The 25,402-nt window shown below is 56.0% G+C and carries 20 protein-coding genes and 1 pseudogene; 17 read left to right on the forward strand and 4 right to left on the reverse strand.

Annotated elements, in window-relative coordinates; genetic code table 11:
* Positions 1-175: 175 nt before the first annotated feature.
* From BJ917_RS15355 to BJ917_RS15370, 4 genes are all read right to left on the reverse strand, one after another.
* Positions 176-916: a YciK family oxidoreductase gene (locus BJ917_RS15355; protein ID WP_096512823.1), complete on the reverse strand. Its 741-nt coding sequence runs from the start codon at positions 914-916 to the stop codon at positions 176-178.
* Between the two features lie 159 nt (positions 917-1,075).
* Positions 1,076-1,747, reverse strand: a complete 672-nt coding sequence (mupP, locus tag BJ917_RS15360; protein ID WP_096512822.1) for an N-acetylmuramic acid 6-phosphate phosphatase MupP — start codon at positions 1,745-1,747, stop codon at positions 1,076-1,078.
* 4 nt (positions 1,748-1,751) lie between these two features.
* Entirely contained in the window at positions 1,752-2,450 is a 699-nt protein-coding gene (ubiG, locus tag BJ917_RS15365) for a bifunctional 2-polyprenyl-6-hydroxyphenol methylase/3-demethylubiquinol 3-O-methyltransferase UbiG (RefSeq protein ID WP_096512821.1), read from the reverse strand.
* A gap of 62 nt (positions 2,451-2,512) precedes the next feature.
* Positions 2,513-3,844 (reverse strand): TRZ/ATZ family hydrolase, encoded by a 1,332-nt coding sequence (locus BJ917_RS15370; RefSeq protein ID WP_096512820.1) that lies wholly within the window; start codon positions 3,842-3,844, stop codon positions 2,513-2,515.
* A gap of 108 nt (positions 3,845-3,952) precedes the next feature.
* Here BJ917_RS15370 and mtnA point away from each other — a divergent pair, with 108 nt between their 5' ends.
* The 17 genes and pseudogenes from mtnA (at position 3,953) to rfbA (ending at position 25,087) form a co-directional block, all read left to right on the forward strand.
* Positions 3,953-5,029, forward strand: coding sequence for an S-methyl-5-thioribose-1-phosphate isomerase (gene mtnA / locus BJ917_RS15375; protein ID WP_096512819.1), 1,077 nt, complete (start codon positions 3,953-3,955; stop codon positions 5,027-5,029).
* 445 nt (positions 5,030-5,474) lie between these two features.
* Entirely contained in the window at positions 5,475-8,144 is a 2,670-nt protein-coding gene (gene gyrA / locus BJ917_RS15380; protein ID WP_096512818.1) for a DNA gyrase subunit A, read from the forward strand.
* 249 nt (positions 8,145-8,393) lie between these two features.
* A complete protein-coding gene (gene serC / locus BJ917_RS15385; protein ID WP_096515522.1) occupies positions 8,394-9,479 on the forward strand; it encodes a 3-phosphoserine/phosphohydroxythreonine transaminase in 1,086 nt (361 codons plus the stop codon).
* A complete protein-coding gene (gene pheA, locus BJ917_RS15390; protein ID WP_007939916.1) occupies positions 9,479-10,573 on the forward strand; it encodes a prephenate dehydratase in 1,095 nt (364 codons plus the stop codon). The genes serC and pheA overlap by 1 nt, the downstream gene beginning before the upstream one ends.
* Positions 10,574-10,585: 12 nt before the next feature.
* Positions 10,586-11,698: a histidinol-phosphate transaminase gene (gene hisC, locus BJ917_RS15395; protein WP_096512817.1), complete on the forward strand. Its 1,113-nt coding sequence runs from the start codon at positions 10,586-10,588 to the stop codon at positions 11,696-11,698.
* 28 nt (positions 11,699-11,726) lie between these two features.
* Positions 11,727-13,934: a bifunctional prephenate dehydrogenase/3-phosphoshikimate 1-carboxyvinyltransferase gene (locus tag BJ917_RS15400; protein ID WP_254007538.1), complete on the forward strand. Its 2,208-nt coding sequence runs from the start codon at positions 11,727-11,729 to the stop codon at positions 13,932-13,934.
* Positions 13,931-14,620, forward strand: a complete 690-nt coding sequence (gene cmk, locus BJ917_RS15405; RefSeq protein ID WP_007939921.1) for a (d)CMP kinase — start codon at positions 13,931-13,933, stop codon at positions 14,618-14,620. The genes BJ917_RS15400 and cmk overlap by 4 nt, the downstream gene beginning before the upstream one ends.
* Before the next feature lie 119 nt (positions 14,621-14,739).
* Positions 14,740-16,434 (forward strand): 30S ribosomal protein S1, encoded by a 1,695-nt coding sequence (gene rpsA / locus BJ917_RS15410; protein ID WP_096512815.1) that lies wholly within the window; start codon positions 14,740-14,742, stop codon positions 16,432-16,434.
* 1,668 nt (positions 16,435-18,102) lie between these two features.
* Positions 18,103-19,251, forward strand: coding sequence for an acyltransferase (locus BJ917_RS15420; RefSeq protein ID WP_158602485.1), 1,149 nt, complete (start codon positions 18,103-18,105; stop codon positions 19,249-19,251).
* Positions 19,252-19,574: 323 nt separating this feature from the next.
* Positions 19,575-20,480 carry an FkbM family methyltransferase gene (locus tag BJ917_RS15425; RefSeq protein WP_121103765.1) on the forward strand — a complete coding sequence of 302 codons (906 nt, stop codon included), beginning with the start codon at positions 19,575-19,577 and terminating at the stop codon, positions 20,478-20,480.
* A 201-nt stretch (positions 20,481-20,681) separates the two neighbouring features.
* Positions 20,682-20,895 (forward strand): annotated as a pseudogene (locus BJ917_RS32335) (IS3 family transposase); the annotation flags it as partial.
* Between the two features lie 196 nt (positions 20,896-21,091).
* Entirely contained in the window at positions 21,092-21,370 is a 279-nt protein-coding gene (locus tag BJ917_RS15430) for a hypothetical protein (protein WP_096512814.1), read from the forward strand.
* Between the two features lie 152 nt (positions 21,371-21,522).
* Positions 21,523-21,819, forward strand: a complete 297-nt coding sequence (ihfB, locus tag BJ917_RS15435) for an integration host factor subunit beta (protein WP_003369729.1) — start codon at positions 21,523-21,525, stop codon at positions 21,817-21,819.
* 27 nt (positions 21,820-21,846) lie between these two features.
* Complete coding sequence (locus BJ917_RS15440; protein WP_121103766.1) at positions 21,847-22,086, forward strand: LapA family protein; 240 nt, start codon at positions 21,847-21,849, stop codon at positions 22,084-22,086.
* Between the two features lie 135 nt (positions 22,087-22,221).
* On the forward strand, positions 22,222-23,298 hold the full coding sequence (gene rfbB, locus BJ917_RS15445) for a dTDP-glucose 4,6-dehydratase (RefSeq protein WP_177435593.1): 1,077 nt from the start codon (positions 22,222-22,224) through the stop codon (positions 23,296-23,298).
* Positions 23,295-24,188 (forward strand): dTDP-4-dehydrorhamnose reductase, encoded by an 894-nt coding sequence (rfbD, locus tag BJ917_RS15450; RefSeq protein ID WP_121103768.1) that lies wholly within the window; start codon positions 23,295-23,297, stop codon positions 24,186-24,188. Before rfbB ends, rfbD begins: the two co-directional genes overlap by 4 nt.
* Positions 24,185-25,087 carry a glucose-1-phosphate thymidylyltransferase RfbA gene (gene rfbA / locus BJ917_RS15455; protein ID WP_096512810.1) on the forward strand — a complete coding sequence of 301 codons (903 nt, stop codon included), beginning with the start codon at positions 24,185-24,187 and terminating at the stop codon, positions 25,085-25,087. The genes rfbD and rfbA overlap by 4 nt, the downstream gene beginning before the upstream one ends.
* The last annotated feature ends 315 nt before the right edge of the window (positions 25,088-25,402 follow it).

The following is a 25,402-nucleotide window of genomic DNA, read 5'->3' on the forward strand; positions in this document are numbered from 1 at the left end:
CCCTTGAGCAGTAAGGCTGTCTTACAAGCTGGGTGAGAGCGGCTTTGGGCTGCGCGTCATACTGGTCCGTCAGTCCCGTAGGACATTTCGTACAAGTTTAATCTGCTTTGTACAAGAATAGGTTGCTCAAATGCCGCGACGGGAAGTCGGCGCGGCACAAAAGCGACGTACGGCATTACTGGGCGTTGAATGCCTGGCCGTTGATGCCGGTGCTGTCCGGCCCCATCAGGTACAGGTAGACCGGCATGATCTCCTCGGGCGTTGGATTGTTCAGCGGGTTTTCCCCTGGATACGCCTGGGCACGCATGCTGGTGCGAGTGGCGCCCGGGTTGATGCTGTTGGAGCGCACCGGCGCCACGGTATCGACCTCGTCGGCCAGGGTCTGCATCAGGCCCTCGGTGGCGAACTTGGAAACGCCGTAAGCGCCCCAGTACGCACGCCCCTTGCGTCCGACGCTGCTGGAAGTGAATACCACCGAGGCATCCTGGGACAGTTTGAGCAGCGGTAACAGGGTGCTGGTGAGCATGAACATGGCGTTGACGTTGACTTGCATCACACGCATGAAGTTCTCGCCGGAGAGCTGCTCGATCGGCGTGCGCGGACCAATGATCGAGGCGTTGTGCAGCAAACCGTCGAGGTGGCCGAATTCGCTTTCGATCATCGCCGCCAGTTCATCGTATTGGTGGGGCAGGGCGGTTTCCAGGTTGAACGGAATCACGGCCGGTTGCGGGTGGCCGGAGGCTTCGATTTCGTCGTAGACCTGGGTCAGGTTGGCTTCGGTCTTGCCCAGGAGCAGCACGGTCGCGCCGTGGGCAGCATAGGTTTTTGCCGCGGCGGCACCGATGCCGCGACCGGCGCCGGTAACGAGAATGACCCGGCCATTGAGCAAGTCGGGGCGGGCGGAATAATCAAACATAAAAACCTCAACAAAAAATATTCAGGTCAAGCGCTATCCCTGTGGGAGCGAGCCTGCTCGCGATGGTCGTCAACGATTACACGATAAGCCTGGTGCCCTGTGGCGCTCTCAGGTTTTTCGCGAGCAGGCTCGCTCCCACAAGGGTCGGTCTCAAAAAACTCAGCAGCCGCAGAGGGCGCTGTCCAAAACCTTGCGCAACTCCAGCGGATGATCGACCACCACATCCGCCCCCCAATGCCGCGGATTATCGTCCGGGTGGATATAGCCGAAGGTGACCGCAGCGGTTTTGGTGCCGGCATCGCGACCCGATTCGATATCGCGCAGGTCATCACCCACGAACAGCACGCTGGCCGGGTCGAGGTCGAGCATTTTGCAAGCGAGGATCAGCGGCTCCGGGTCCGGTTTGCTGTTCTTCACATGATCCGGGCAAATGAGCAGCGCCGAACGTTCGGCCAGCCCAAGCTGTTGCATGATCGGCTCGGCAAAGCGCAGCGGCTTGTTGGTCACCACGCCCCAGATCAGGTTGGCCTTTTCGATGTCGGCCAGCAGTTCGCCCATGCCGTCGAACAGTTTGCTGTGGATTGCACAACCCACGAGGTAGCGCTCCAGGAATTCCAGGCGCAGCTCCTCGAACCCTGGCGATTCCGGGTCCATGGCGAAAGTCACGGCGACCATCGCCTTGGCGCCACCGGAGATTTCGTCGCGGATGTGTTTGTCGTTCATTGGCGGCAAGCCACGGTCGGCACGCATCGCCTGACAGATCGCGATAAAGTCCGGCGCGGTGTCGAGCAGAGTGCCGTCCATGTCGAAAAGAACTGCTCTGATTGGCATCGGCTTACTCCTCGCGCAGGGTCTGGATCATGTAGTTGACGTCCACGTCGGCCGCCAGTTTGTAGTGCTTGGTGAGCGGGTTGTAGGTCAGGCCGATGATGTCCTTGACGGTCAGGCCGGCCATGCGGCTCCAGGCGCCGAGTTCGGAAGGACGGATGAATTTCTTGAAGTCATGTGTGCCGCGGGGCAACAGCTTCATGATGTATTCGGCGCCGACGATGGCGAACAGGTAGGCCTTCGGGTTGCGGTTGATGGTGGAGAAGAACACCTGGCCGCCGGGCTTGACCATGCGGAAGCAGGCGCGGATCACCGAGGATGGGTCCGGCACATGCTCAAGCATTTCCAGGCAGGTGACCACGTCGAATTGCTCCGGCATTTCCTCGGCCAGGGCTTCGGCGGTGATCTGCCGGTACTCGACGTTCACGCCGGACTCCAACTGATGCAACTGCGCGACCGCCAACGGCGCTTCGCCCATGTCGATGCCCGTCACGGTGGCGCCGCGCTGAGCCATGGATTCGCTGAGGATGCCGCCGCCGCAACCGACGTCGAGGACTTTTTTGCCGGCCAGATTGACGCGCTCATCAATCCAGTTGACCCGCAGCGGGTTGATGTCGTGCAGCGGTTTGAACTCGCTTTCGCGGTCCCACCAGCGATGGGCCAGGGCTTCGAATTTGGCGATTTCGGCGTAGTCGACGTTGCTCATGGTTTAAGTCCTCGAAAAACTTGAAAAATCCTGATGTCCCGGCGTTGAATCCGGGGTGCTATCTATTCGGTGCGACCGCTGATGCGTTGGCCCCATGCCTTGGCGGTGGAGACCAGCTGTTGTTCATCCAGGCGTGTCAGGCGACGATCGTCGAGCAGTTGCTTGCCGGCGACCCAAAGGTGTTTCACGCAGTCCCGGCTCGTGGCGTATATAAGCTGCGAAACCGGGTCATAAACCGGTTGCTGGGCAAGGCCCGAGAGGTCGAACGCGACGATGTCGGCGGCTTTGCCGACTTCCAGCGATCCGACTTCAGCTTCGATCCCCAGGGCGCGGGCGCCGTTGAGGGTGGCCATGCGCAGGGCGCGATGGGCATCCAGGGCGGTTGCCGAGCCAGCCACGGCCTTGGCCAGCAGGGCAGCGGTGCGGGTTTCGCCGAGCAGGTCCAGATCGTTGTTGCTGGCGGCGCCATCGGTGCCGACGGCGACATTGACACCGGCTTGCCACAAGCGCTCTACCGGGCAAAACCCGCTGGCCAGCTTGAGGTTCGACTCCGGGCAATGAATCACGCTGGTGTTGCTTTCTACCAGCAGGGCCAAGTCTTCATCGCTGATCTGGGTCATATGAACCGCCTGGAACCGCGGCCCCAGCATGCCCAGCCGAGCGAGGCGGGCCAGTGGGCGTTCGCCACGCTGCTCGACCGATTGCTGCACTTCGAAAGCGGTTTCATGCACGTGCATGTGGATTGCAACGTCCAGTTCTTCGGTGATCACCCGGATTTTTTCCAGGTTTTCATCGCCCACGGTGTAGGGTGCATGGGGGCCGAAGGTGATTTTTATGCGCTCGTGGTGCTTGAGATCGCCAAATAACTCGACGCCCTGACGAATGGCTTCGTCCGCCGTGCTGGCGCCTGGAATCGGGAAGTCGAGGATCGGAACCGCGATCTGTGCCCGAATACCGCTGTTGTGTACGCGTTCGCTGGCAACCTTCGGGAAGAAATACATGTCAGAGAAGCAGGTGATGCCACCCTTGAGTTGTTCGGCAATGGCCAGGTCCGTGCCGTCGCGAACGAAATCCTCGTCAACCCATTTGGCCTCGGCCGGCCAGATATGGTTTTCCAGCCAGGTCATCAGGGGCAAATCATCGGCCAGACCACGGAACAGGGTCATTGCCGCATGCCCGTGGGCATTGATCAGGCCGGGGCTGAGCAACATGTCCGGCAATTCGCGGGTTTCGGTTGCGTTAAGCTTCAGTGCGGCGGAGCGTGGGCCGATGAAGACGATACGCCCGTCGCGGATGCCCAGGCCATGGTCCTTGAGGACAACGCCGGCGGGTTCGACGGGTACCAGCCAGGTCGGCAGCAATAACAGGTCGAGCGCAGCGGCGGTGTTCGGCATCGAGGGTCGGTTCCAGTGCTTTTGTAAAGGATGGCGAAGTATACCCGAGCGTCTTCGCGGGGGGATCGCTATAATCGGCGGCTTTTGTTCATGAGTGCGGGGTGTGGGATGCGCGATCGACTGTTGGCTGCGGAGAAAGTGAAGGCCATCGATTGGCGTGATGGCGCCCTGTACCTGCTGGATCAGCGTATTTTGCCGTTCGAGGAAACCTGGATTGCCTATACCAGCGCCGCTGGTGTGGCTGAGGCCATTCGTTCGATGGTGGTACGCGGTGCGCCGGCGATTGGTATCAGTGCCGCCTATGGCATCGTACTGGCAGCCCGTACCCGGATTGCTGAAGGGGGCGACTGGTACGCGGCGCTGGAAGAGGATTTCATGCTGCTTGCCGATTCCCGCCCAACCGCGGTCAATCTGTTCTGGGCCCTGGGTCGCATGCACGATCGGCTGGATCGCTTGAAAGACAATGCCGATCCGCTGGCAGCGCTGGAGGCTGAAGCGATCGCTATTCACGAAAGTGATCGCGAAGCCAACCTCACCATGGCGCAACTGGGCGTCGATCTGATCCGCAAGCATCAGGGTAATGCTCAGGCGATCCTGACCCATTGCAATACGGGCGCGCTGGCCACCGGTGGCTTCGGTACGGCACTGGGGGTGATTCGCGGGGCGTTCATCGAAGGCATGGTCGAGCGTGTCTACGCCGACGAAACCCGTCCATGGCTGCAGGGCTCGCGGCTGACGGCCTGGGAACTGGCCAACGAAGGCATCCCGGTGACCCTCAATGCCGACTCCGCCGCCGCCCACATCATGAAAACCAAGGGTATTACCTGGGTGATCGTGGGTGCGGACCGGATTACCGCCAATGGCGACGTGGCGAACAAGATCGGCACTTATCAATTGGCGGTCAACGCCATGCACCACGGCGTGCGTTTCATGGTGGTGGCACCGAGTTCGACCATCGACATGAACCTGGCCAGCGGCGACGACATTCCGATTGAAGAGCGTGATGGCCGTGAGTTGCTGGAGGTCGGCGGCAAGCGGGTCGGGGCTGAAGTCGATGCGTTCAATCCTGTGTTCGACGTGACGCCCGCGGACCTGATCGATGCCATCGTCACCGAAAAAGGCATCGTCGAGCGGCCGGATACAGCGAAGATGGCGCAGTTGATGTGCCGCAAGCGTCTGCATTGACGGTTTCTCGCGTCTGAAATATCGCCTTCGCGAGCAGGCTCGCTCCCACAGTAATCGAGGTGTGACTACAGTAGTCGGCACAACGAGGCCCCCTGTGGGAGCGAGCCTGCTCGCGAAGAGGCCCTTAAAATCAGCAAATCAGCCCGAATCAGACCTGGTTTCTACATTCAATCCGGCTCTAAGCCCCTCTGATCCCCTATCAGCCTGCCATCAGTCAACTAACTACACTCCATGCGCATCTGGGGGATAGGTGCGTGGCGGCTCTTGTGATAACATCCGGCGGTTTCCAGAGTTGCCCGGCAGGGCAACCTTTACTGCGCAGATCCATGGCATAACTCGTTGATTTGTCGTAAGTCGGTGCATGGCACTCAGCCTGCAGCGGCGAGCTTCGTTCGTCCCATATGGATGTGACGAAGTTTCACCAGAAAAAGGAATCAGGCTTCTCATGGGCGAACTGGCCAAAGAAATCCTCCCGGTCAATATCGAAGACGAGCTGAAGCAGTCCTACCTCGACTACGCGATGAGCGTAATTGTCGGGCGGGCACTGCCGGATGCGCGCGATGGCTTGAAGCCCGTGCACCGGCGCGTGCTGTTCGCGATGAGCGAGCTGGGTAACGACTTCAACAAGCCGTACAAGAAATCTGCCCGTGTTGTCGGTGACGTGATCGGTAAGTATCACCCGCACGGTGATACCGCGGTGTACGACACCATCGTTCGGATGGCGCAGCCGTTCTCGCTGCGCTACCTGCTGGTAGACGGCCAGGGCAACTTCGGTTCGGTGGACGGCGACAACGCCGCGGCCATGCGATACACCGAAGTGCGCATGACCAAGCTGGCGCACGAACTGCTGGCTGACCTGCACAAGGAAACCGTGGACTGGGTGCCGAACTACGACGGCACCGAGATGATCCCGGCGGTCATGCCGACCCGTATCCCCAACCTGCTGGTCAACGGTTCCAGCGGTATCGCCGTGGGCATGGCGACCAACATTCCGCCGCACAACCTCGGTGAAGTCATCGACGGTTGCCTGGCGCTCATCGACAATCCCGAGCTGACCGTCGATGAACTGATGCAATACATCCCCGGTCCGGACTTCCCGACCGCCGCGATCATCAACGGTCGCGCCGGCATCATCGAAGCCTACCGCACCGGTCGTGGCCGCATTTACATGCGCGCCCGCTCGATCATCGAAGATATCGACAAGGTCGGTGGCCGTCAGCAGATCGTCATCACCGAACTCCCTTACCAGTTGAACAAGGCGCGTCTGATCGAGAAGATCGCCGAGCTGGTAAAAGAGAAGAAACTCGAAGGCATCACTGAACTGCGCGACGAGTCCGACAAGGACGGTATGCGCGTCGTGATCGAGCTGCGTCGTGGCGAAGTGCCGGAGGTCATCCTCAACAACCTCTATGCCCAGACCCAGTTGCAAGCGGTGTTCGGTATCAACATCGTCGCGCTGATCGACGGCCGTCCGCGGATCCTGAACCTTAAGGACCTGCTGGAAGCGTTCGTCCGTCACCGTCGCGAAGTCGTGACCCGTCGTACCGTGTTCGAACTGCGCAAGGCGCGTGAGCGCGGTCACATCCTGGAAGGTCAAGCGGTTGCCCTGTCGAATATCGATCCGGTCATTGCCCTGATCAAGGCCTCGCCAACCCCGTCGGAAGCCAAGGAAGCGCTGGTCAGCACCCCTTGGGAGTCCTCCGCGGTGGTGGCGATGGTCGAGCGTGCCGGCGCCGATTCGTGCCGTCCGGAAAACCTCGATCCGCAATACGGCCTGCGCGACGGCAAGTACTTCCTGTCGCCAGAACAGGCGCAAGCGATTCTGGAACTGCGTCTGCACCGTCTGACCGGTCTGGAGCACGAAAAGCTGCTGGCCGAGTATCAAGAGATCCTCAACCAGATCGGCGAGCTGATCCGCATCCTCAACAGCGCCACGCGCCTGATGGAAGTGATCCGCGAAGAGCTGGAAGTGATTCGCGCCGAATACGGCGACGTGCGCCGCACTGAAATCCTCGATGCCCGCCTCGACCTGACCCTGGGTGACATGATCCCGGAAGAAGAGCGCGTCGTGACCATCTCCCACGGCGGCTATGCCAAGACCCAGCCGCTGGCTGCGTACCAGGCCCAGCGTCGTGGCGGTAAAGGCAAGTCGGCTACCGGCGTCAAGGATGAGGATTACATCGCTCACCTGCTGGTTGCCAACAGCCACACCACGCTGCTGCTGTTCTCCAGCAAGGGCAAGGTGTACTGGCTGAAAACCTACGAAATCCCTGAAGCATCCCGCGCTGCCCGTGGTCGCCCACTGGTCAACCTGCTGCCACTGGATGACGGTGAATACATCACCACCATGCTGCCGGTCGAGGAGTACACCGAAGGTCACTACATCTTCATGGCGACCGCCAACGGCACCGTGAAGAAGACCCCGCTGGAATCCTTCAGCCGTCAGCGCAGCGTTGGTCTGATCGCGCTGGAGCTGGACGAAGGTGACGTGCTGATTTCCGCTGCGATCACTGATGGCGAACGTGAAGTCATGCTGTTCTCCGATGGCGGCAAGGTGACTCGCTTCAAGGAATCCGACGTTCGTGCGATGGGCCGTACCGCTCGTGGTGTGCGCGGCATGCGTCTGCCGGAAGGCCAGAAGCTGATTTCCATGCTGATCCCGGAAGAAGGCAGCCAGATCCTCACCGCTTCCGAGCGTGGCTACGGCAAGCGCACGGCGATCACCGAGTTCCCAGAGTACAAGCGTGGCGGTCAGGGCGTTATCGCCATGGTCAGCAACGAGCGTAACGGCCGTCTGGTCGGCGCGGTCCAGGTGCTCGACGGTGAGGAAATCATGCTGATTTCCGACCAGGGCACCTTGGTGCGCACCCGTGTCGACGAAGTCTCCAGCCTGGGTCGTAACACCCAGGGCGTGACCCTGATCAAACTGGCCAAGGATGAAACCCTGGTTGGCCTCGAGCGGGTTCAGGAGCCTTCGGAAGTCGAGGGTGAAGAGCTCGAAGGTGAAGGTTTTGAAGGTGAAGAGGGTGCAGGGTTCGTCGGTGAGGTCGTGATCGACGACGCCGCAGAAGACCAGCAACTCGACGCCGCTGCTGACGAAGAGCCACAAGAGTAAGTGGACATGAGGGGGCGGATGAAAATTCGCCCCCTTGTTGTTTGTCCGAACGGAAATATCGACGCCCATGAAAATCCCCTGTGGGAGCGAGCCTGCTCGCGAAGCAGGCGCCGCGGTACCTCTGAAGCACCGCGGTGATGCATTCGCGAGCAGGCTCGCTCCCACAGGTTGCCTGCTTCGGCAGGAATCCTGTGTCGATTGATATTGTGATTTATCGCGTGTTACTACCAAATCAGAGCGAGATTGGATGTGAGCAAGAGAGCCTATAACTTCTGTGCCGGTCCTGCGGCGCTTCCCGAAGCTGTCCTGCAGCGCGCCCAGGGTGAACTCCTTGATTGGCACGGCAAGGGCCTGTCGGTCATGGAAATGAGCCATCGCAGCGATGAGTTCGTGTCCATTGCCACCAAGGCCGAGCAGGATCTGCGTGATCTGCTGAATATCCCCTCGAACTATAAAGTCCTGTTTCTGCAAGGTGGCGCCAGCCAGCAATTTGCTCAGATTCCTCTGAACCTGTTGCCGGAAAACGGCACTGCCGACTATATCGACACCGGTATCTGGTCGCAGAAAGCCATCGAAGAAGCCTCGCGCTTCGGCCGCGTCAACGTAGCCGCTACCGCCAAGCCTTACGATTATTTCGCCATTCCCGGCCAGAACGAGTGGAAGCTGTCCAAGGACGCTGCCTACGTTCACTACGCACCGAACGAAACCATCGGTGGCCTGGAGTTCCAGTGGGTTCCGGAAACCGGCGATGTTCCTCTGGTCGCCGACATGTCTTCGGACATTCTCTCGCGTCCGATGGATGTCTCGCGCTTCGGCATGATCTACGCCGGCGCCCAGAAAAACATCGGCCCGAGCGGCATCGTGGTCAACATCGTGCGCGAAGACCTGTTGGGTCACGCCCGTTCTTTCTGCCCGACCATGCTCGACTATAAGGTCGCGGCCGATAACGGCTCGATGTACAACACCCCGCCGACCCTGGCCTGGTACCTGTCCGGTCTGGTGTTCGAGTGGCTGAAGGAGCAGGGTGGCGTCGAAGCCATCGGCAAGCTCAACGAAGTGAAGCAGCGCACGCTGTATGACTTCATCGATGCCAGCGGCCTCTACAGCAACCCGATCAACAAGTCGGACCGCTCGTGGATGAACGTTCCGTTCCGCCTGGCGGACGACCGTCTGGACAAGCCGTTCCTGGCGGGTGCCGACGAGCGCGGCCTGTTGAACCTCAAGGGCCACCGCTCCGTGGGCGGCATGCGCGCCTCCATCTATAACGCCGTCGACATCAACGCGATCAACGCGCTGGTGGCGTACATGGCAGAGTTCGAGAAGGAACACGGCTAATGTCTGAGCAAGAACTCAAGGCACTGCGCCTGCGCATTGATGCCCTGGACGAGAAGGTCCTGGAGCTGATCAGTGAGCGTGCGCGCTGCGCCCAGGAAGTCGCGCGAGTAAAGATGGCCTCGCTGGCCGAAGGCGAAGTGCCGGTGTTCTATCGTCCTGAGCGCGAAGCTCAGGTGCTCAAGCGTGTCATGGAGCGCAATCAGGGGCCGCTGGGCAACGAAGAGATGGCGCGGTTGTTCCGCGAAATCATGTCGTCGTGCCTGGCGCTCGAGCAGCCGCTGAAAGTGGCGTACCTCGGCCCTGAAGGCACCTTCACTCAAGCCGCTGCGATGAAGCATTTCGGTCACGCCGTGATCAGCAAGCCGATGGCGGCGATCGACGAAGTGTTCCGCGAAGTGGCGGCCGGTGCGGTGAACTTCGGTGTGGTTCCAGTGGAAAACTCCACCGAAGGCGCGGTCAACCATACTCTCGACAGTTTCCTCGAGCATGACATGGTGATCTGCGGCGAAGTCGAGCTGCGCATCCACCATCACCTGTTGGTCGGTGAAAATACCAAGACCGACAGCATCAGTCGTATCTACTCCCATGCCCAGTCCCTGGCTCAGTGCCGCAAGTGGCTGGACGCCCATTATCCGAATGTCGAGCGCGTGGCGGTGTCCAGCAACGCCGAAGCGGCCAAGCGGGTCAAGGGTGAGTGGAACTCGGCGGCGATTGCCGGCGACATGGCGGCCGGCCTGTACGGCTTGACCCGCCTGGCTGAGAAAATCGAGGACCGTCCGGATAACTCCACGCGTTTCCTCATGATCGGCAACCAGGAAGTGCCGCCGACCGGCGACGACAAGACCTCGATCATCGTTTCCATGAGCAACAAGCCAGGTGCGCTTCACGAGTTGCTGGTGCCATTCCATGACAACGGCATTGACCTGACGCGAATCGAGACCCGTCCGTCGCGCAGCGGTAAATGGACCTACGTGTTCTTCATCGACTTTGTCGGCCACCACCGCGATCCGCTGGTAAAAGGTGTGCTGGAAAAGATCAGTCAGGAAGCAGTAGCACTGAAGGTGCTGGGTTCCTACCCGAAAGCAGTTCTCTAAGGGCGGTAGCAAATGAGTGGCAATTTCCTCGCTCTGGCACAGCCGGGCGTGCAACAACTTTCTCCTTACGTTCCGGGCAAGCCTGTGGACGAGTTGGCGCGTGAACTGAACATCGATCCGGCCAGCATCGTCAAACTGGCAAGCAACGAAAACCCGCTGGGCGCGAGCCCCAAGGCCCTGGCTGCCATCCGTGAAGAGCTGGCCGAGCTGACCCGCTATCCGGACGGCAACGGTTTTGCGCTGAAGACATTGTTGGCTGACCAGTGCCGCGTCGAGCTGAATCAGGTGACATTGGGCAACGGCTCCAATGACATTCTTGAGTTGGTCGCCCGTGCCTATCTGGCGCCAGGCCTCAATGCAGTGTTCAGCGAGCACGCGTTTGCGGTCTACCCGATCGTGACCCAGGCCGTCGGCGCCCAGGCCAAGGTGATCCCGGCCAAAAATTGGGGGCATGATTTGCCAGCCATGCTGGCGGCGATTGACGCCAATACCCGCGTGGTTTTCATCGCCAACCCGAATAATCCTACCGGCACCTGGTTCGATACCGAGGCGCTGGACGAATTCCTGCAGGACGTGCCGGAGCATGTGCTGGTGGTGCTGGACGAGGCGTACATTGAGTACGCCGAGGGCAGCGACTTGCCGGACGGTCTGGATTTCCTCGCGGCCTACCCGAACCTGCTGGTTTCGCGGACGTTCTCCAAGGCCTATGGCCTGGCAGCGCTGCGGGTCGGTTACGGTTTGTCCACCGCTGTGGTCGCCGACGTCCTGAATCGTGTGCGTCAGCCCTTCAACGTCAACAGCCTGGCCCTGGCCGCTGCCTGCGCGGCCTTGCAAGACGCCGAATACCTGGCCGAAGGCCGTCGCCTGAACGAAGCCGGTATGCAGCAACTGGAAGCAGGGTTCCGCGAGCTGGGGCTGAGCTGGATTCCTTCCAAGGGCAACTTCATCTGCGTTGATGTCGGGCGTGAAGCGGCCCCTGTGTTCCAGGGCCTGCTGCGCGAAGGCGTCATCGTACGCCCGGTGGCCAACTATGGCCTGCCGAATCACTTGCGCATCACCATTGGGTTGCCGGCGGAAAACAGCCGCTTCCTCGAGGCGCTGACCAAGGTTCTGGCTCGTGGTTGATGTCACTGCGCTGCAATCTGCTGAACCTATGATCGGTCGCCTGGTGGTGGTCGGTCTGGGTTTGATCGGTGGGTCGTTTGCCAAGGGCTTGCGTGAAAGTGGCCTGTGCCGCGAAGTGGTCGGGGTCGATCTCGACCCTCAGTCGCGCAAGCTCGCGGTTGAGTTGGGCGTGGTGGATCGCTGTGAAGACGACCTGACAATGGCTTGTCAGGGGGCGGACGTCATTCAGTTGGCCGTACCGATCCTCGCCATGGAAAAACTGCTCGCTCGACTGGCGGGCATGGATCTGGGCGCAGCCATACTGACCGACGTCGGCAGTGCCAAGGGCAATGTCGTGCGTGCCGCTACCGAAGCGTTCGGCGGCATGCCGTCGCGTTTCGTGCCGGGCCATCCGATTGCCGGCTCCGAACAGAGCGGGGTGGAAGCCTCCAATGCCGAGTTGTTCCGCCGCCATAAAGTGATTCTGACGCCGCTGGATCAGACCGATCCAGAAGCCTTGGCCGTGGTCGACCGCTTGTGGCGCGAATTGGGCGCCGATGTCGAGCACATGCAGGTCGAGCGCCACGATGAAGTATTGGCTGCTACCAGTCATTTGCCGCACTTGCTGGCGTTCGGCCTGGTCGATTCGTTGGCCAAGCGCAATGAAAACCTTGAGATCTTCCGTTACGCTGCGGGCGGTTTTCGCGATTTCACAAGAATCGCCGGAAGCGACCCGGTGATGTGGCACGACATCTTCCTCGCTAACCGCGAAGCTGTCCTGCGCACACTCGATACATTTCGCAGCGACCTCGACGCCTTGCGCGACGCGGTCGATGCAGGGGATGGGCACCAATTATTGGGCGTTTTCACTCGCGCCCGGGTTGCCCGCGAGCATTTCAGTAAAATCCTGGCCCGCAGGGCCTATGTGGACGCTATGAATTCCAACGATCTGATTTTCCTGGCTCAACCTGGTGGCCGCCTGTCCGGTCGGATTCGCGTACCAGGTGACAAATCGATTTCCCACCGTTCGATCATGCTTGGCTCCCTGGCCGAGGGCGTCACTGAAGTGGAAGGTTTCCTCGAGGGCGAAGATGCCCTGGCGACACTTCAGGCTTTCCGTGACATGGGTGTCGTGATCGAAGGTCCGCACCACGGTCGCGTGACCATTCACGGCGTCGGCCTGCATGGCCTGAAGCCTGCGCCGGGTCCGATCTATCTGGGCAACTCCGGTACTTCGATGCGTCTGCTGTCCGGTCTGTTGGCCGCGCAGAGCTTCGACAGCACCCTGACCGGCGACGCTTCGCTGTCCAAGCGCCCGATGAATCGCGTAGCCAATCCGCTGCGTGAAATGGGTGCCGTGATCGAGACCGCCGCTGATGGCCGTCCACCGATGACCATTCGTGGTGGCAACAAGCTCAAGGGCCTGACCTACACCATGCCGATGGCCAGTGCCCAGGTGAAGTCCTGCCTGCTGCTGGCGGGTCTGTACGCCGATGGCAAGACCACCGTCACCGAACCTGCACCGACCCGTGACCATACCGAGCGCATGCTGCGCGGCTTTGGCTACCCGGTCACGGTCAACGGCGCAACCGCATCGGTCGAGTCCGGCAACAAGCTGACTGCGACCCACATTGAAGTACCGGGCGACATCTCGTCGTCGGCGTTCTTCCTGGTGGCAGCATCTATTGCCGAGGGTTCGGAGCTGGTGCTCGAGCATGTCGGTATCAACCCGACCCGTACCGGGGTGATCGACATCCTGCGTCTGATGGGCGCTGACATCACCCTGGAAAACCAGCGTGAAGTTGGCGGCGAGCCAGTGGCTGACCTGCGTGTACGTGCAGCTAAACTCAAAGGTATCGAGATTCCGGAAGAGCTGGTTCCGCTGGCTATCGACGAATTCCCGGTGCTGTTCGTGGCTGCTGCCTGCGCTGAAGGGCGCACCGTGCTGCGTGGCGCCGAGGAATTGCGCGTCAAGGAATCGGACCGTATTCAGGTCATGGCCGATGGTTTGCTGGCGCTGGGCGTCAAATGCGAGCCGACTCCGGACGGGATCATTATCGATGGTGGTTCGATCGGTGGTGGCGAAGTGCACGGTCACGGCGATCACCGGATTGCCATGGCGTTCAGCGTTGCCTCGCTGCGTGCCACTGCGCCGATCCGCATCCATGATTGCGCCAACGTTGCGACGTCGTTCCCCAACTTCCTGGCGCTGTGTGCACAAACCGGCATTCGCGTGGCACAAGAGGCTCAGTCGTGATCAGCATTGCACCGGTCATCACTATTGATGGGCCAAGCGGCTCCGGAAAAGGCACTGTCGCCGGGATACTGGCCAAGCGCCTGGGCTGGAACTTGCTGGATTCCGGTGCACTTTACCGGTTGCTGGCGTTCGCCGCGCATAACCACGGCGTCGACCTGACCAATGAAGAGCTGTTGAAAAAACTTGCCGCTCATCTGGATGTGCAGTTCATTGCGGCGACCGACGGTCAGCTGCAGCGCATCATTCTGGAAGGCGATGAAGTCAGCGACGTGATTCGTACCGAAAGCGTCGGCTCCGGAGCCTCCCAGGTGGCTGCATTGCCGGCGGTACGTGAAGCGCTGCTCCAGCGCCAGCGCGCCTTTCAGGAAGCACCGGGCCTGGTTGCCGATGGCCGTGACATGGGTACGGTGGTTTTTCCGGATGCGCCGCTGAAGATTTTCCTCACCGCCAGTGCCGAGGAGCGTGCGCGCCGTCGATACTTGCAGTTGAAGGGCAAAGTCGATGGTGTTAGTCTGTCGAGTCTGCTAGATGAGATACGTGCACGCGATGAGCGTGACACCCAGCGAGCGGTAGCCCCGCTCAAGCCGGCGGCTGACGCCATACAGCTGGATTCCACGGAATTATCCATCGATCAGGTGCTGGAACGCATCATGAGCGAGATCGCCATTCGCGATATCGCCGGGTGACCAAGAGGGCCGCGGGGGACCAGTCATAGTCCTGCGGCGCTTCTTTTAAATGAAACTAACCCACATCGTCTGGGATGTGGAGATGGGCGTATTCTTCGCCCTCATCAACAGGAATTAAAATGAGCGAAAGCTTTGCGGAACTCTTTGAAGAAAGCCTAAAGACCCTGAACCTTCAGGCAGGCTCCATCATCACCGGTGTTATCGTTGATATCGATTACCAAGCTCGCTGGGTAACCGTTCACGCTGGCCTGAAGTCCGAAGCACTGATCCCGCTGGAGCAGTTCTACAACGACGCTGGCGAACTGAACATCAACGTCGGTGACGAAGTTCACGTTGCTCTGGACTCGGTTGAAGACGGTTTCGGTGAAACCAAGCTGTCCCGTGAAAAAGCCAAGCGCGCTGAATGCTGGATCGTTCTGGAAGCAGCCTTCGCAGCCGAAGAAGTGGTCAAGGGCGTTATCAACGGTAAGGTTAAAGGCGGCTTCACTGTCGACGTTAACGGCATCCGTGCGTTCCTGCCAGGTTCTCTGGTTGACGTCCGTCCAGTGCGCGACACCACGCACCTGGAAGGCAAAGAGCTGGAATTCAAGGTCATCAAGCTCGACCAGAAGCGCAACAACGTTGTCGTTTCCCGTCGTAGCGTCCTGGAAGCCGAGAACTCCGCCGAGCGCGAAGCTCTGCTGGAATCCCTGCAGGAAGGCCAACAAGTCAAAGGTATCGTCAAGAACCTCACCGATTACGGCGCATTCGTCGATCTGGGTGGCGTCGATGGCCTGCTGCACATTACCGACATGGCTTGGAAGCGTATCAAGCATCCTTCCGAAATCGTCAACGTTGGCGACGAGATCGATGTCAAGGTTCTGAAGTACGATCGCGAGCGCAATCGTGTTTCCCTGGGCCTGAAGCAACTGGGCGAAGATCCATGGGTTGCTATCAAAGCCCGTTACCCAGAAAGCACTCGCGTTACCGCTCGTGTAACCAACCTGACCGACTACGGCTGCTTCGCTGAGCTGGAAGAAGGCGTTGAAGGCCTGGTACACGTTTCCGAAATGGACTGGACCAACAAGAACATCCACCCTTCGAAAGTCGTACAAGTCGGCGACGAAGTGGAAGTTATGGTTCTGGACATCGACGAAGAGCGTCGTCGTATCTCCCTGGGCATCAAGCAGTGCAAGTCGAACCCATGGGAAGACTTCTCTGGCCAGTTCAACAAGGGCGACAAGATCTCCGGCACCATCAAGTCGATCACCGATTTCGGTATCTTCATTGGTCTGGACGGCGGAATCGACGGTCTGGTTCACCTGTCCGACATCTCCTGGAACGAAGTGGGCGAAGAAGCCGTACGCCGCTTCAAGAAGGGCGACGAGCTGGACACCGTTATCCTGTCGGTTGACCCAGAGCGCGAGCGCATCTCCCTGGGTATCAAGCAACTGGAAAGCGATCCGTTCTCCGAGTACGTCTCGGTTAACGACAAAGGCGCCATCGTTAAAGGCACTGTGAAAGAAGTTGACGCCAAAGGCGCCATCATCACTCTGGCCGACGATATCGAAGCAACTCTGAAAGCCTCCGAAATCAGCCGTGACCGCGTTGAAGACGCTCGTAACGTTCTGAAAGAAGGCGAAGAAGTAGAAGCCAAGATCATCAGCGTTGACCGCAAGAGCCGTGTAATCCAGCTCTCGATCAAGTCGAAAGACGTTGAAGACGAGAAAGAAGCCATCCAAAGCCTGCGCGACAAGCCAGTAGCTACGGATGCTCCAGTAGCCACCACTCTGGGTGACCTGCTGCGTGCTGCACAAGCGGAAAAACAGAACTAAGTTCTGACTTTCTGTAAAAAAGGGCGACTTCGGTCGCCCTTTTTTGTGTCTGTGAAAAACAGGCCGTCGACGCCCGAGCAACGCATCAAAGTGCTTAAAGAACAGTTGGCTCTGTCCGGTCAGAAGGTGTGCTTTTCGAGGCGGTCGTGGATATCTTGAAAAATGATTACGGTCTCTCTGTCGGAAAGAGCGTCCTGGCGAGTCCTTTCTCAAAAACGAATCCAAAGCCTGAATATCGGTAGGGCTTGGCAGTTTATCGGGATAAGCCGACAGGCTAACTACAGACTCAACCGCTCCTACGCTGCTCGTCAGGTTCAGGATCGGAAAGTAGACGATGGGCGCTAGGAGGCTGCATATTTGCTGCATCGCCTGCCTCAACTGCAACTGCAACTGCAACTGCAACTGCAACTGCAACTGCAGGGTGGGTCGAGATTGTCTGTTTTCGATTTTTCGGGAAAGGTGTTTATGGGTAGCCTGCAAACGGGCCTATCACAAGACGGCCAACAGCCATCATCGCTTCCGACGCCGCTTGAACCTACTCAAAACAGGTCGTGAGCAAGTCGCTTCAAGTAGTCCTGAGCAAGACTGAGTAGCTAATATCACTATGTACTCAGGTGGGTGTGGTTTATCTGAATCCGTGATGGATACTTTTTCGCGAAAGATCGTGGGTTGTCACGTCCATGAGAGCTTGCGCACTGAGTCGGTAGCGTATGAGTTATTCCGAGTAGTGAGTAAGCGTTATACCGAGCGGCCGCTGATACTTCGTTTGGATAGAGGCAGCCAAATTCGCTTGGAGGTTTACCAGGCATTACATGCGAAGTGCGACCGGTCATTCAATGACAGATGGTCAAGGCTGCTACCAAAGCGCAATGGCAGAGCCGTTCAGCGGGCATTGAGGACGAAACTTCTGCACCGGTTACTACAAGACGTGGTGTGGGCGAACAAAAGGGTGAATGACTCGGTAGTAGATCTACAATTGCGAGCATTCAGGCCTGTCCCTGGAATGCAAGCGTCCGATGCGGTGCATGGGTGTTGGAAGTGATTTGAAAACCGAACTAGTTTAATGTCGCTCCGGCAAAGGTTGGCGACCAATTCGAAGTTGGTGCTTGTGGAGAGGTATAAGTTGTGGCATTGCTTGCAGTAAGTGTCATGACTTGTTGATGAATGAAGCCGTGATCGGAGGGGGGTATGTATTTAATATTTCTCAAGCTCTGGTTTATTATCTTTCGGCTGTGATTGAGTTTTATTTGGTCAGAAGTTGTGTTTATCAATTTTGTTGGAGTTTCGTAGTGTACTGTCCTGTCTAATGTAATTATTTCGCAAATGAACTTGCACAGTGCTTCTGATAAAAGATGAATTTTCCCGACTGGTGGTCTATATGTTTCACATGTTTTTCTAGTTGAGTTTTGACCGGTATGTATACAGTTTGAGGGGGCGAGTAGGCAATGGCTTCCAGCTTGGCGTTCTCTGTGGAGTGAAGGGGGAGGGCAATTTTGATTAGGTAAGCCCAGATCACATTGGGTGGAAATCCATCGATACTCAGCAGAATAATTTGACTCAAACGAATCCTTCTCGTCGCTCATGGCGACCCTGTACAGTCTGTTTTGTTTGTTGTCGAGCATCAAATATGCGAGAATGCCGCGAAATTCGTATTGTATTGAGATTCGGATGAATAATAGTAATAGAGTTGAATTCGCGAATACACTCAGAGGTCTTGCGGCTTTAGTTGTGGTGATTTCGCACTATCTTGGTGCTTTTTGGACAAGTAGGGCTGCTGTTTCTCATCTCACTATATCTCCGGAACTTCCTTTAGATCAGTTTGCTACTCCTAGCTATGTGCGTCTGGTTGCGTCACTGCCTGTAATAAGCTTGGGTGGGTTTGGGGTGGCGTTGTTCTTTCTGATTAGTGGTTTTGTAATACCGTTCTCGATGAGAAAAGCAAGCGTTTCGGGTTTTCTCTTTAATCGTGTGATGAGGATTTATCCTACGTACATTGTTGGGTTTTCTCTGACGCTTTTTATGTTGTTTATTTCTACGACATATTTTAAGACGTATTTTAATATTTCGTTAATGGAAGTGTTGATTCATTTTTCGGCAGGATTGCGAGATGTTCTCGGTTCAAGGAATATTGATAGTATTATTTGGACGCTAGAAATTGAAATGAAGTTTTATGTTTTTGTTGCGGTGGCTTACTTTCTTGCTCGAAAAAATATATTTATATTTCTATTGTCGCCAATGTTGATGTTTGCTTTTAGTATGCTTTGCGCTGCTTACTATACCCCTATCGCGCAGATTAGCCCATCTCTTGCTGTGGCTGTAACAGCTATCGGGTTTTTTGGTCAATTTATAATATACATGTTCATTGGTACGGCTATTCATTTCATGTTTAAAAATGAGATTAAGCCAGAGGCGTGCTTTGGGTTTGTAGTTCTTTATATGATGCTTTTTTTGTTTCAGTGGAGTTCGACGCCACTCGTTAGCAATTTTTCTGTTGCGTGGAGCTATGGTATTGCGCTTCTTCTATTTTTGGTTTCGTACTCAAATAGGGAAAAGTTTGTTGGTGGTAAGTTTGTAGATTTTTTCGCCAATATTAGTTATCCGCTATACGTCATTCATGGCGTTGCTGGATATGTTGCGCTTCGGATACTGCTTGATCTTGGTATTAAGGCGTGGATATCAATCGTTATAGTTTTTTCGTCTGTCGTGCTGTTGTCGTGGATAATTCATATTTTTGTTGAAAAGCCAACTCAAGTTATAGGAAAGCGTTTGTCAAAATCATTAGAGTACGAGCATTCCCCTGCTAAACAGGCCATATAGGTGTATTGGCTTTTGCTCTTGGTAAGGTGCGAGCTGAACGCTAGAAAACGCTCGTGCGTCTGCTGTGGTGTGAGGTTCTCGAGAGTCGTGGCTGGCCAGAGCAAGTCTTGGGTATGATTCGCGGTCATCTGAACGATGGCAAGGAGAATTCGTTCAAGTGATAGGCGGTGTATAAAATTTTCAAGGCCGATTCTTGTACAGGTGGCTGAGTACACCCAACAGCGTGGATCAATGCCAGGGCGCATACGTCGGATGGCATACCATTTTTTGCGTGGTTGGGATAGTATCTCTAGTCTTGCATACCCTTGGTGCTGGATTCGCGAATGCATAAATTTTATGGGCAATTTGAGCCGCAAGTCGACAAGTTCATTTTCGAAAGATATTTCAAAGATGAAGGAATAAAAGGGGTCTTCGTCGAATGTGGGGCGTTCGATGGATTAACTGAGAACTCTTGCAAGTTTTTTGAAGAGACTATGGGTTGGAAAGGTTATAATGTTGAGCCCGTGCCCTGGGTTTATGAGAATTTGTGCAAAAATCGCCCGGAATCTACAAATCTTAATTTTGCACTTTCAGATAAGATTGGCACTGCAACCTTTACAGCCGTAGATCATCCAGATTTTGGTGTTGACTGTACAAATGGGTCGCTCGCGCACACTGAAAAGCATTTTTCGATACTGGAACAATCAGGTTGTAAATTTGTTCATGTTGAAGTGGATCTTTTGACGTGGCCTGAATTTATTAGGCGTAACAATATATCCCATGTGGATCTTCTTGTTTTAGATGTTGAAGGTCACGAACTGTCTGTTATAGATGGCATGTATGGCTGCGAGATTCTGCCTGATGTTTTCTGCATCGAAATTGGGCATCTGGACTTCATAGAAATACGTCGCAAGCTCTCAGATCTCGGTTATATTTATGACATATCTTCACATGTGAATGCTTTCTTCATACGGAAGGAGTCTATTTCCCTGTTCTCCTTTCGGGCCGCTCACTTTGAAAGCGCGCCGGTCCAAGTAATGCGCGAAGTAGTAAACGCTCCAGTTGTAGAGTCGCAGGATGCGGTACTGCAGAATTCAATAAATGCTGATCTCACCTTGGAAAATCATAAGCTGCGGAAAGAGATTGAAGTTCTTACCGAGCACCTCGGTAAAGTATCCAGTCTTTATAATGACGTGGTTTCATCTAAGGGTTGGCGTTTGATAGAGGCTGTTCGAAAGATAAAATCTTGAAGCGGATTTTATATCACCATTTTTAGTATAAACATTATGCCCGCTTTATGCGGGCGTTTTTTTCACCGGGATAAGCTCCCGAGGCGGAAAGTTTGTACAAGGGCAATTGCCATTGGCAATGTCGCTTTTGCCAGATCCACTTCTGATCTGCCGCGTTAAGCCGAGCGGCCGCTGGTACATCACTAGGATAGAGGTAGCTAGTTTTGCTCGTGGGTGCACCAGGCGCTGCACGAGAAATATTGTATCAGGTGCTCTCAGCCGGACGGTTATGGCTGCTATAAAGGCGCCTTGGCAGAACAGGTCGGCGGGATATTGAACGAAGAAAATGGTGGATGAGCGGGTAGCGATCTACAACTGTGAGCGTCCATACCCGGCCCTGGAGTACAAAACGCCCGATGCTGTGCATCGGGCGTTTTGGTTAAACAGGTGTGAATCTATTTTAGGAGTAGCCCCTCAGAACTCGGTAAAAACTACAAAACTGTCGGGAAGGAAGGAAACCAATTCTCGTGAATGGATGTCTGTTTTTTTAGTCGGATCAATCGCTTATTTGTAGCTAGTCTATAGCCTGAAGTGAATGATAGTCGGGTGGCGCGCCTGGCATAAGGTAGTGAATGAACAAGCTCATTGTCGTAATAGCGATGCTGGCACTGACAGGCTGTACCACTAACGCCAAGACTCACGCGGTGCGTGGGGTCAGTGGTATTGAGATCGATTGTTCGGGATTGGGATCTGGATGGGAGAAGTGTCGTAAGCGAGCTGCCAGGGAGTGCAAGGCGTCAGGATACAAGGTGGTGGCAAGGTCTGATGACGCTAAGGAAGAGGATGTTTTCCCCTTTGGCTTCAATCCGGCGGGCTTCCTGACACGCACGATGCTGGTTATTTGCAGGTGAGCACGTGATGGGAGAGGTCGTTTCGATGCTCTGAAAAACAAGCACGGTGCGAGGGGGGTGGGGATGTCAAAACTCGGGCTGTTCAAATTCGCCACGGCATGCTAAAACCTTTGAAGCGATTTTCCTAGCTGCTTGAAAAAGAAGGGAAAAATATGACGAAGTCGGAGTTGATCGAACGAATTGTCACCCATCAAGGGCTACTCTCATCAAAGGATGTGGAGCTGGCCATCAAGACCATGCTTGAGCAAATGTCCCAGTGCCTGGCTACGGGTGATCGCATCGAGATCCGTGGGTTTGGCAGCTTCTCCCTGCACTACCGCGCGCCGCGGGTAGGTCGCAACCCGAAAACCGGTCAGTCCGTCAGTCTCGACGGCAAGTTCGTCCCACATTTCAAGCCAGGCAAAGAATTGCGTGATCGTGTGAACGAGGACGAGGAGGAAGGGCTTTGACAGTCGTCGCCATTCAAGGAGCTGCTGATGCGTAACCTCAAGCGTGTGTTGCTTGCAGTGTTTGTCCTGTTGCTGGTTTTGGCGATCCTCGCGTTCGTTCTTGAGAATCAGCAATCGGTTACATTACTGTTCCTTGGTTGGGCTGGGCCGCAACTACCTATTTCGTTGGTCATGGTGCTTGCGCTGTTGATCGGCATGGTGATCGGGCCGGTTATTGGCTGGCTTTTGGGGCGTGCATCGAGAGCTTCACGCAGGCGTCTTGCTTGATTGAATGCGTGTCACTGCTAGCCCATATCCAATTACCGAGCCGACACGAAGCCATAGATGCCGCTCAATAGCGGCGTGAAAGGTTCTGCGCGTCAGATTGGCGATGCAATCAGTAACTTAAGGGTGTGGATTCGCGTGAAAATTCTAGTTACTGGCGGCGCGGGCTTTATTGGTTCGGCGCTCATTCGCCATATCATTTCCGACACTGGCGACTCCGTGGTCAACGTCGATAAACTGACTTACGCCGGTAACCTTGAATCCTTGGCTGAGGCCAGCCAAAACCCGCGCTATGTTTTCGAGCGAATCGATATCTGCGATCGTGAGCAGATGGATCGCATTCTGCGTCAGTACCAGCCAGATACCATCATGCATTTGGCCGCAGAGTCTCATGTCGACCGCTCGATCTCCGGACCGGCTGAATTCATTCAGACCAATATCGTAGGTACCTACACCCTACTGGAGGCAGCACGTCACTATTGGGCGGCGCTGGATGACACTCGCAAAGCCACCTTTCGCTTCCACCATATTTCGACGGACGAAGTTTACGGAGACCTCGAAGGTCCGGAAGACCTCTTCACCGAAACCACTCCATACCAGCCAAGCTCTCCCTATTCCGCCAGCAAGGCCAGTTCCGATCACCTCGTTCGCGCCTGGGGTCGTACCTATGGTTTGCCGACGTTGATCACCAACTGCTCAAACAATTACGGTCCTTGTCACTTCCCCGAGAAGCTCATTCCTTTGATCATTCTCAACGCGCTGGAAGGCAAGCCCCTGCCGGTATACGGTGATGGCAAGCAGGTTCGGGACTGGCTCTACGTCGAGGATCATGCTCGGGCGCTTTATAAGGTTGTAACCCAAGGTGTGGTGGGGCAGACCTATAACATTGGTGGTCACAATGAAAAGCAAAACATTGAAGTGGTGCGTGCAATTTGCGCGTTGCTCGATGAACTCTGTCCAGGCTCCTTGCATCGACCTCATTCCAGTCTGATCACTCACGTTCAAGACCGTCCTGGTCACGACCACCGTTATGCGATCGATGCCGGTAAGGTGCAGCGCGAATTGGGTTGGGTTCCCGAGGAAACCTTCGAATCCGGACTTCGCAAGACTGTCAGGTGGTACCTCGACAATGCTGAGTGGGTTGCTCATGTGAAGAGTGGTAGCTACCAGCAGTGGATCGATCAAAACTACGCCGATCGATTGAGTAAGGTATGAAAATCCTCTTGTTGGGGAAAAACGGGCAGGTGGGCTGGGAGTTGCAGCGCTCTCTCGCGCCCCTTGGTCATCTGATTTCCCTTGATCGGCACACAGTGGATGGCTTGTGCGGTGATCTGGCTGATCTGGTTGCGTTACGCGCGACGATCCGGCAAGTGAAGCCAGACGTTATCGTCAATGCTGCCGCTTACACGGCCGTTGATAAAGCTGAAACCGACACTGAATTGGTCAGTCGTGTGAATGGCCTGGCATGTCAGGTGTTGGCTGACGAGGCGGCGTCATTGGGGGTCTGGCTGGTTTATTACTCATCCGATTATGTTTTCAATGGTCGGAACTCCACGCCATGGCGAGAGTCCGATGCAGTCGCACCGTTGAACCACTACGGAGTCAGCAAGCTGGCTGGCGAGCGGGCGATTATCTCGAGTGGATGCAAACATCTGATTTTCCGCACCAGTTGGGTTTACAGCTCCCGCGGAAATAACTTTGCGCTCACCATGCTGCGCCTGGCGAGGGAGCGAGAGTCTCTGAACGTTATCGCCGATCAGTTCGGTGCCCCAACCGGGGCCGACCTGATTGCCGATGTTACCGCGTTGGCCATTCAGCAGGTGCTGTGGCGTCCTGAGCTGTCGGGTTTGTATCATCTTGCGGCCAGTGGAGAAGTGTCCTGGTACGGCTATGCAAGCCATGTAATCGATTTTGCCCGATCCAATGGTGAGGCATTGGCAGTCACGTCAATCAATCCCATCGAAACCAGCGCATATCCGACGCCTGCGTGCCGCCCGCTGAACTCGCGTCTGGATACGCAAAAGCTGCGTGACAACTTTTCTCTCAACTTGCCTGATTGGCAGAGTGGTGTGACCCGAATGCTCAGGGAAGTTCTGAACAAATGACAGTGATAAATCGTAAGGGCATCATTCTCGCGGGTGGTTCGGGCACGCGTTTGCATCCGTTGACCTTGGGCACGTCCAAACAGATGCTGCCAATCTACGATAAGCCGATGATTTTCTATCCGCTGTCGGTGCTGATGCTCGCGGGCATACGTGAAATTCTGATCATTTCTACGCCCGTAGATCTACCAAATTTTCGTAAACTGCTGGGGGACGGCAGTCTTTACGGGATCGAGCTGAGTTATGCGGAACAGCCAAGTCCTGATGGGTTGGCACAAGCCTTCATCATTGGTGAGGCATTTATCGGTAAAGACCCATGCTGCCTGATTCTGGGCGATAACATTTTCTATGGTCACTACTTCTCGGAAAGCTTGCGCTCCGCTAGCAAGCAGGAGCACGGGGCGACTGTTTTTGGTTATCACGTGTCTGATCCGGAGCGTTTCGGGGTTGTGGAGTTCGATGCGAATGGCCAAGCCTTAAGCATCGAAGAGAAACCCGATAATCCAAAATCCAATTTCGCTGTCACTGGCCTGTATTTCTACGACAATCAGGTGGTTGAGATCGCGAAGAGCATCAAACCGTCCGGGCGAGGTGAGCTGGAAATAACGGATGTCAATCTCGCTTATCTCAGGCAGAAGGCGCTTAAGGTTGAAATCCTCGGGCGCGGTTTTGCCTGGCTTGATACCGGAACGCCCGATTCGCTGCTTGAGGCCAGCCACTTCGTGCATACCATCGAAAAGCGCCAGGGCTTGAAGGTGGCTTGCCTGGAGGAAATCGCCTACAACAGTGGATGGATTTCCAGCGAAGAGCTGTCAGTTCAAGCAAATCGTCTTGAAAAAACGGCGTACGGGGATTACTTGAAAAAGCTGCTGAAGGTGCCTGGTCCAAGGGCTCATAATTGAAGCTCTTATTTGTTTTCAAATGATTTTTTGTCTCTCGTCGGCGCGTGAGTTATTAATTATCGATACTCCCTGTAGAATGGCCGGCAGGCATATCTGACCTGATTCGGCATTGCATCTCGATCTCAATTGACTTGCTTTCCCTTCGATGGGGTCTCCATGTCGAGCTGTAACCACTGGGGAGGCTAGGGCAGGGGAGGGATCGATCAAGGGGGGAGCAGGACATCAGGGATGTGAGTTCGGGAAGACTCGATAGGTGTGGATCGACATTGAGCTGTCACCTTTGCATTTACTCCAAGTAAAATTTTTTGCATTGAT

Origin of the sequence: Pseudomonas sp. WPR_5_2 (assembly GCF_003634475.1) — a bacterium.
GTDB lineage: Bacteria > Pseudomonadota > Gammaproteobacteria > Pseudomonadales > Pseudomonadaceae > Aquipseudomonas > Aquipseudomonas izuensis.

Excerpts from the sequence above, each read along its gene's own strand:
- BJ917_RS15425 (WP_121103765.1), top strand. The coding sequence starts at position 19,575 with ATGCATAAATTTTATGGGCAATTTGAGCCGCAAGTCGACAAGTTCATT.
- rfbD (WP_121103768.1), top strand. The coding sequence starts at position 23,295 with ATGAAAATCCTCTTGTTGGGGAAAAACGGGCAGGTGGGCTGGGAGTTG.
- ubiG (WP_096512821.1), bottom strand. The coding sequence starts at position 2,450 with ATGAGCAACGTCGACTACGCCGAAATCGCCAAATTCGAAGCCCTGGCC.
- pheA (WP_007939916.1), top strand. The coding sequence starts at position 9,479 with ATGTCTGAGCAAGAACTCAAGGCACTGCGCCTGCGCATTGATGCCCTG.
- hisC (WP_096512817.1), top strand. The coding sequence starts at position 10,586 with ATGAGTGGCAATTTCCTCGCTCTGGCACAGCCGGGCGTGCAACAACTT.
- gyrA (WP_096512818.1), top strand. The coding sequence starts at position 5,475 with ATGGGCGAACTGGCCAAAGAAATCCTCCCGGTCAATATCGAAGACGAG.
- BJ917_RS15370 (WP_096512820.1), bottom strand. The coding sequence starts at position 3,844 with ATGCCGAACACCGCCGCTGCGCTCGACCTGTTATTGCTGCCGACCTGG.
- BJ917_RS15420 (WP_158602485.1), top strand. The coding sequence starts at position 18,103 with ATGAATAATAGTAATAGAGTTGAATTCGCGAATACACTCAGAGGTCTT.
- ihfB (WP_003369729.1), top strand. The coding sequence starts at position 21,523 with ATGACGAAGTCGGAGTTGATCGAACGAATTGTCACCCATCAAGGGCTA.
- BJ917_RS15400 (WP_254007538.1), top strand. The coding sequence starts at position 11,727 with ATGATCGGTCGCCTGGTGGTGGTCGGTCTGGGTTTGATCGGTGGGTCG.
- BJ917_RS15355 (WP_096512823.1), bottom strand. The coding sequence starts at position 916 with ATGTTTGATTATTCCGCCCGCCCCGACTTGCTCAATGGCCGGGTCATT.
- mtnA (WP_096512819.1), top strand. The coding sequence starts at position 3,953 with ATGCGCGATCGACTGTTGGCTGCGGAGAAAGTGAAGGCCATCGATTGG.
- mupP (WP_096512822.1), bottom strand. The coding sequence starts at position 1,747 with ATGCCAATCAGAGCAGTTCTTTTCGACATGGACGGCACTCTGCTCGAC.
- rfbA (WP_096512810.1), top strand. The coding sequence starts at position 24,185 with ATGACAGTGATAAATCGTAAGGGCATCATTCTCGCGGGTGGTTCGGGC.
- rpsA (WP_096512815.1), top strand. The coding sequence starts at position 14,740 with ATGAGCGAAAGCTTTGCGGAACTCTTTGAAGAAAGCCTAAAGACCCTG.
- BJ917_RS15430 (WP_096512814.1), top strand. The coding sequence starts at position 21,092 with ATGAACAAGCTCATTGTCGTAATAGCGATGCTGGCACTGACAGGCTGT.
- BJ917_RS15440 (WP_121103766.1), top strand. The coding sequence starts at position 21,847 with ATGCGTAACCTCAAGCGTGTGTTGCTTGCAGTGTTTGTCCTGTTGCTG.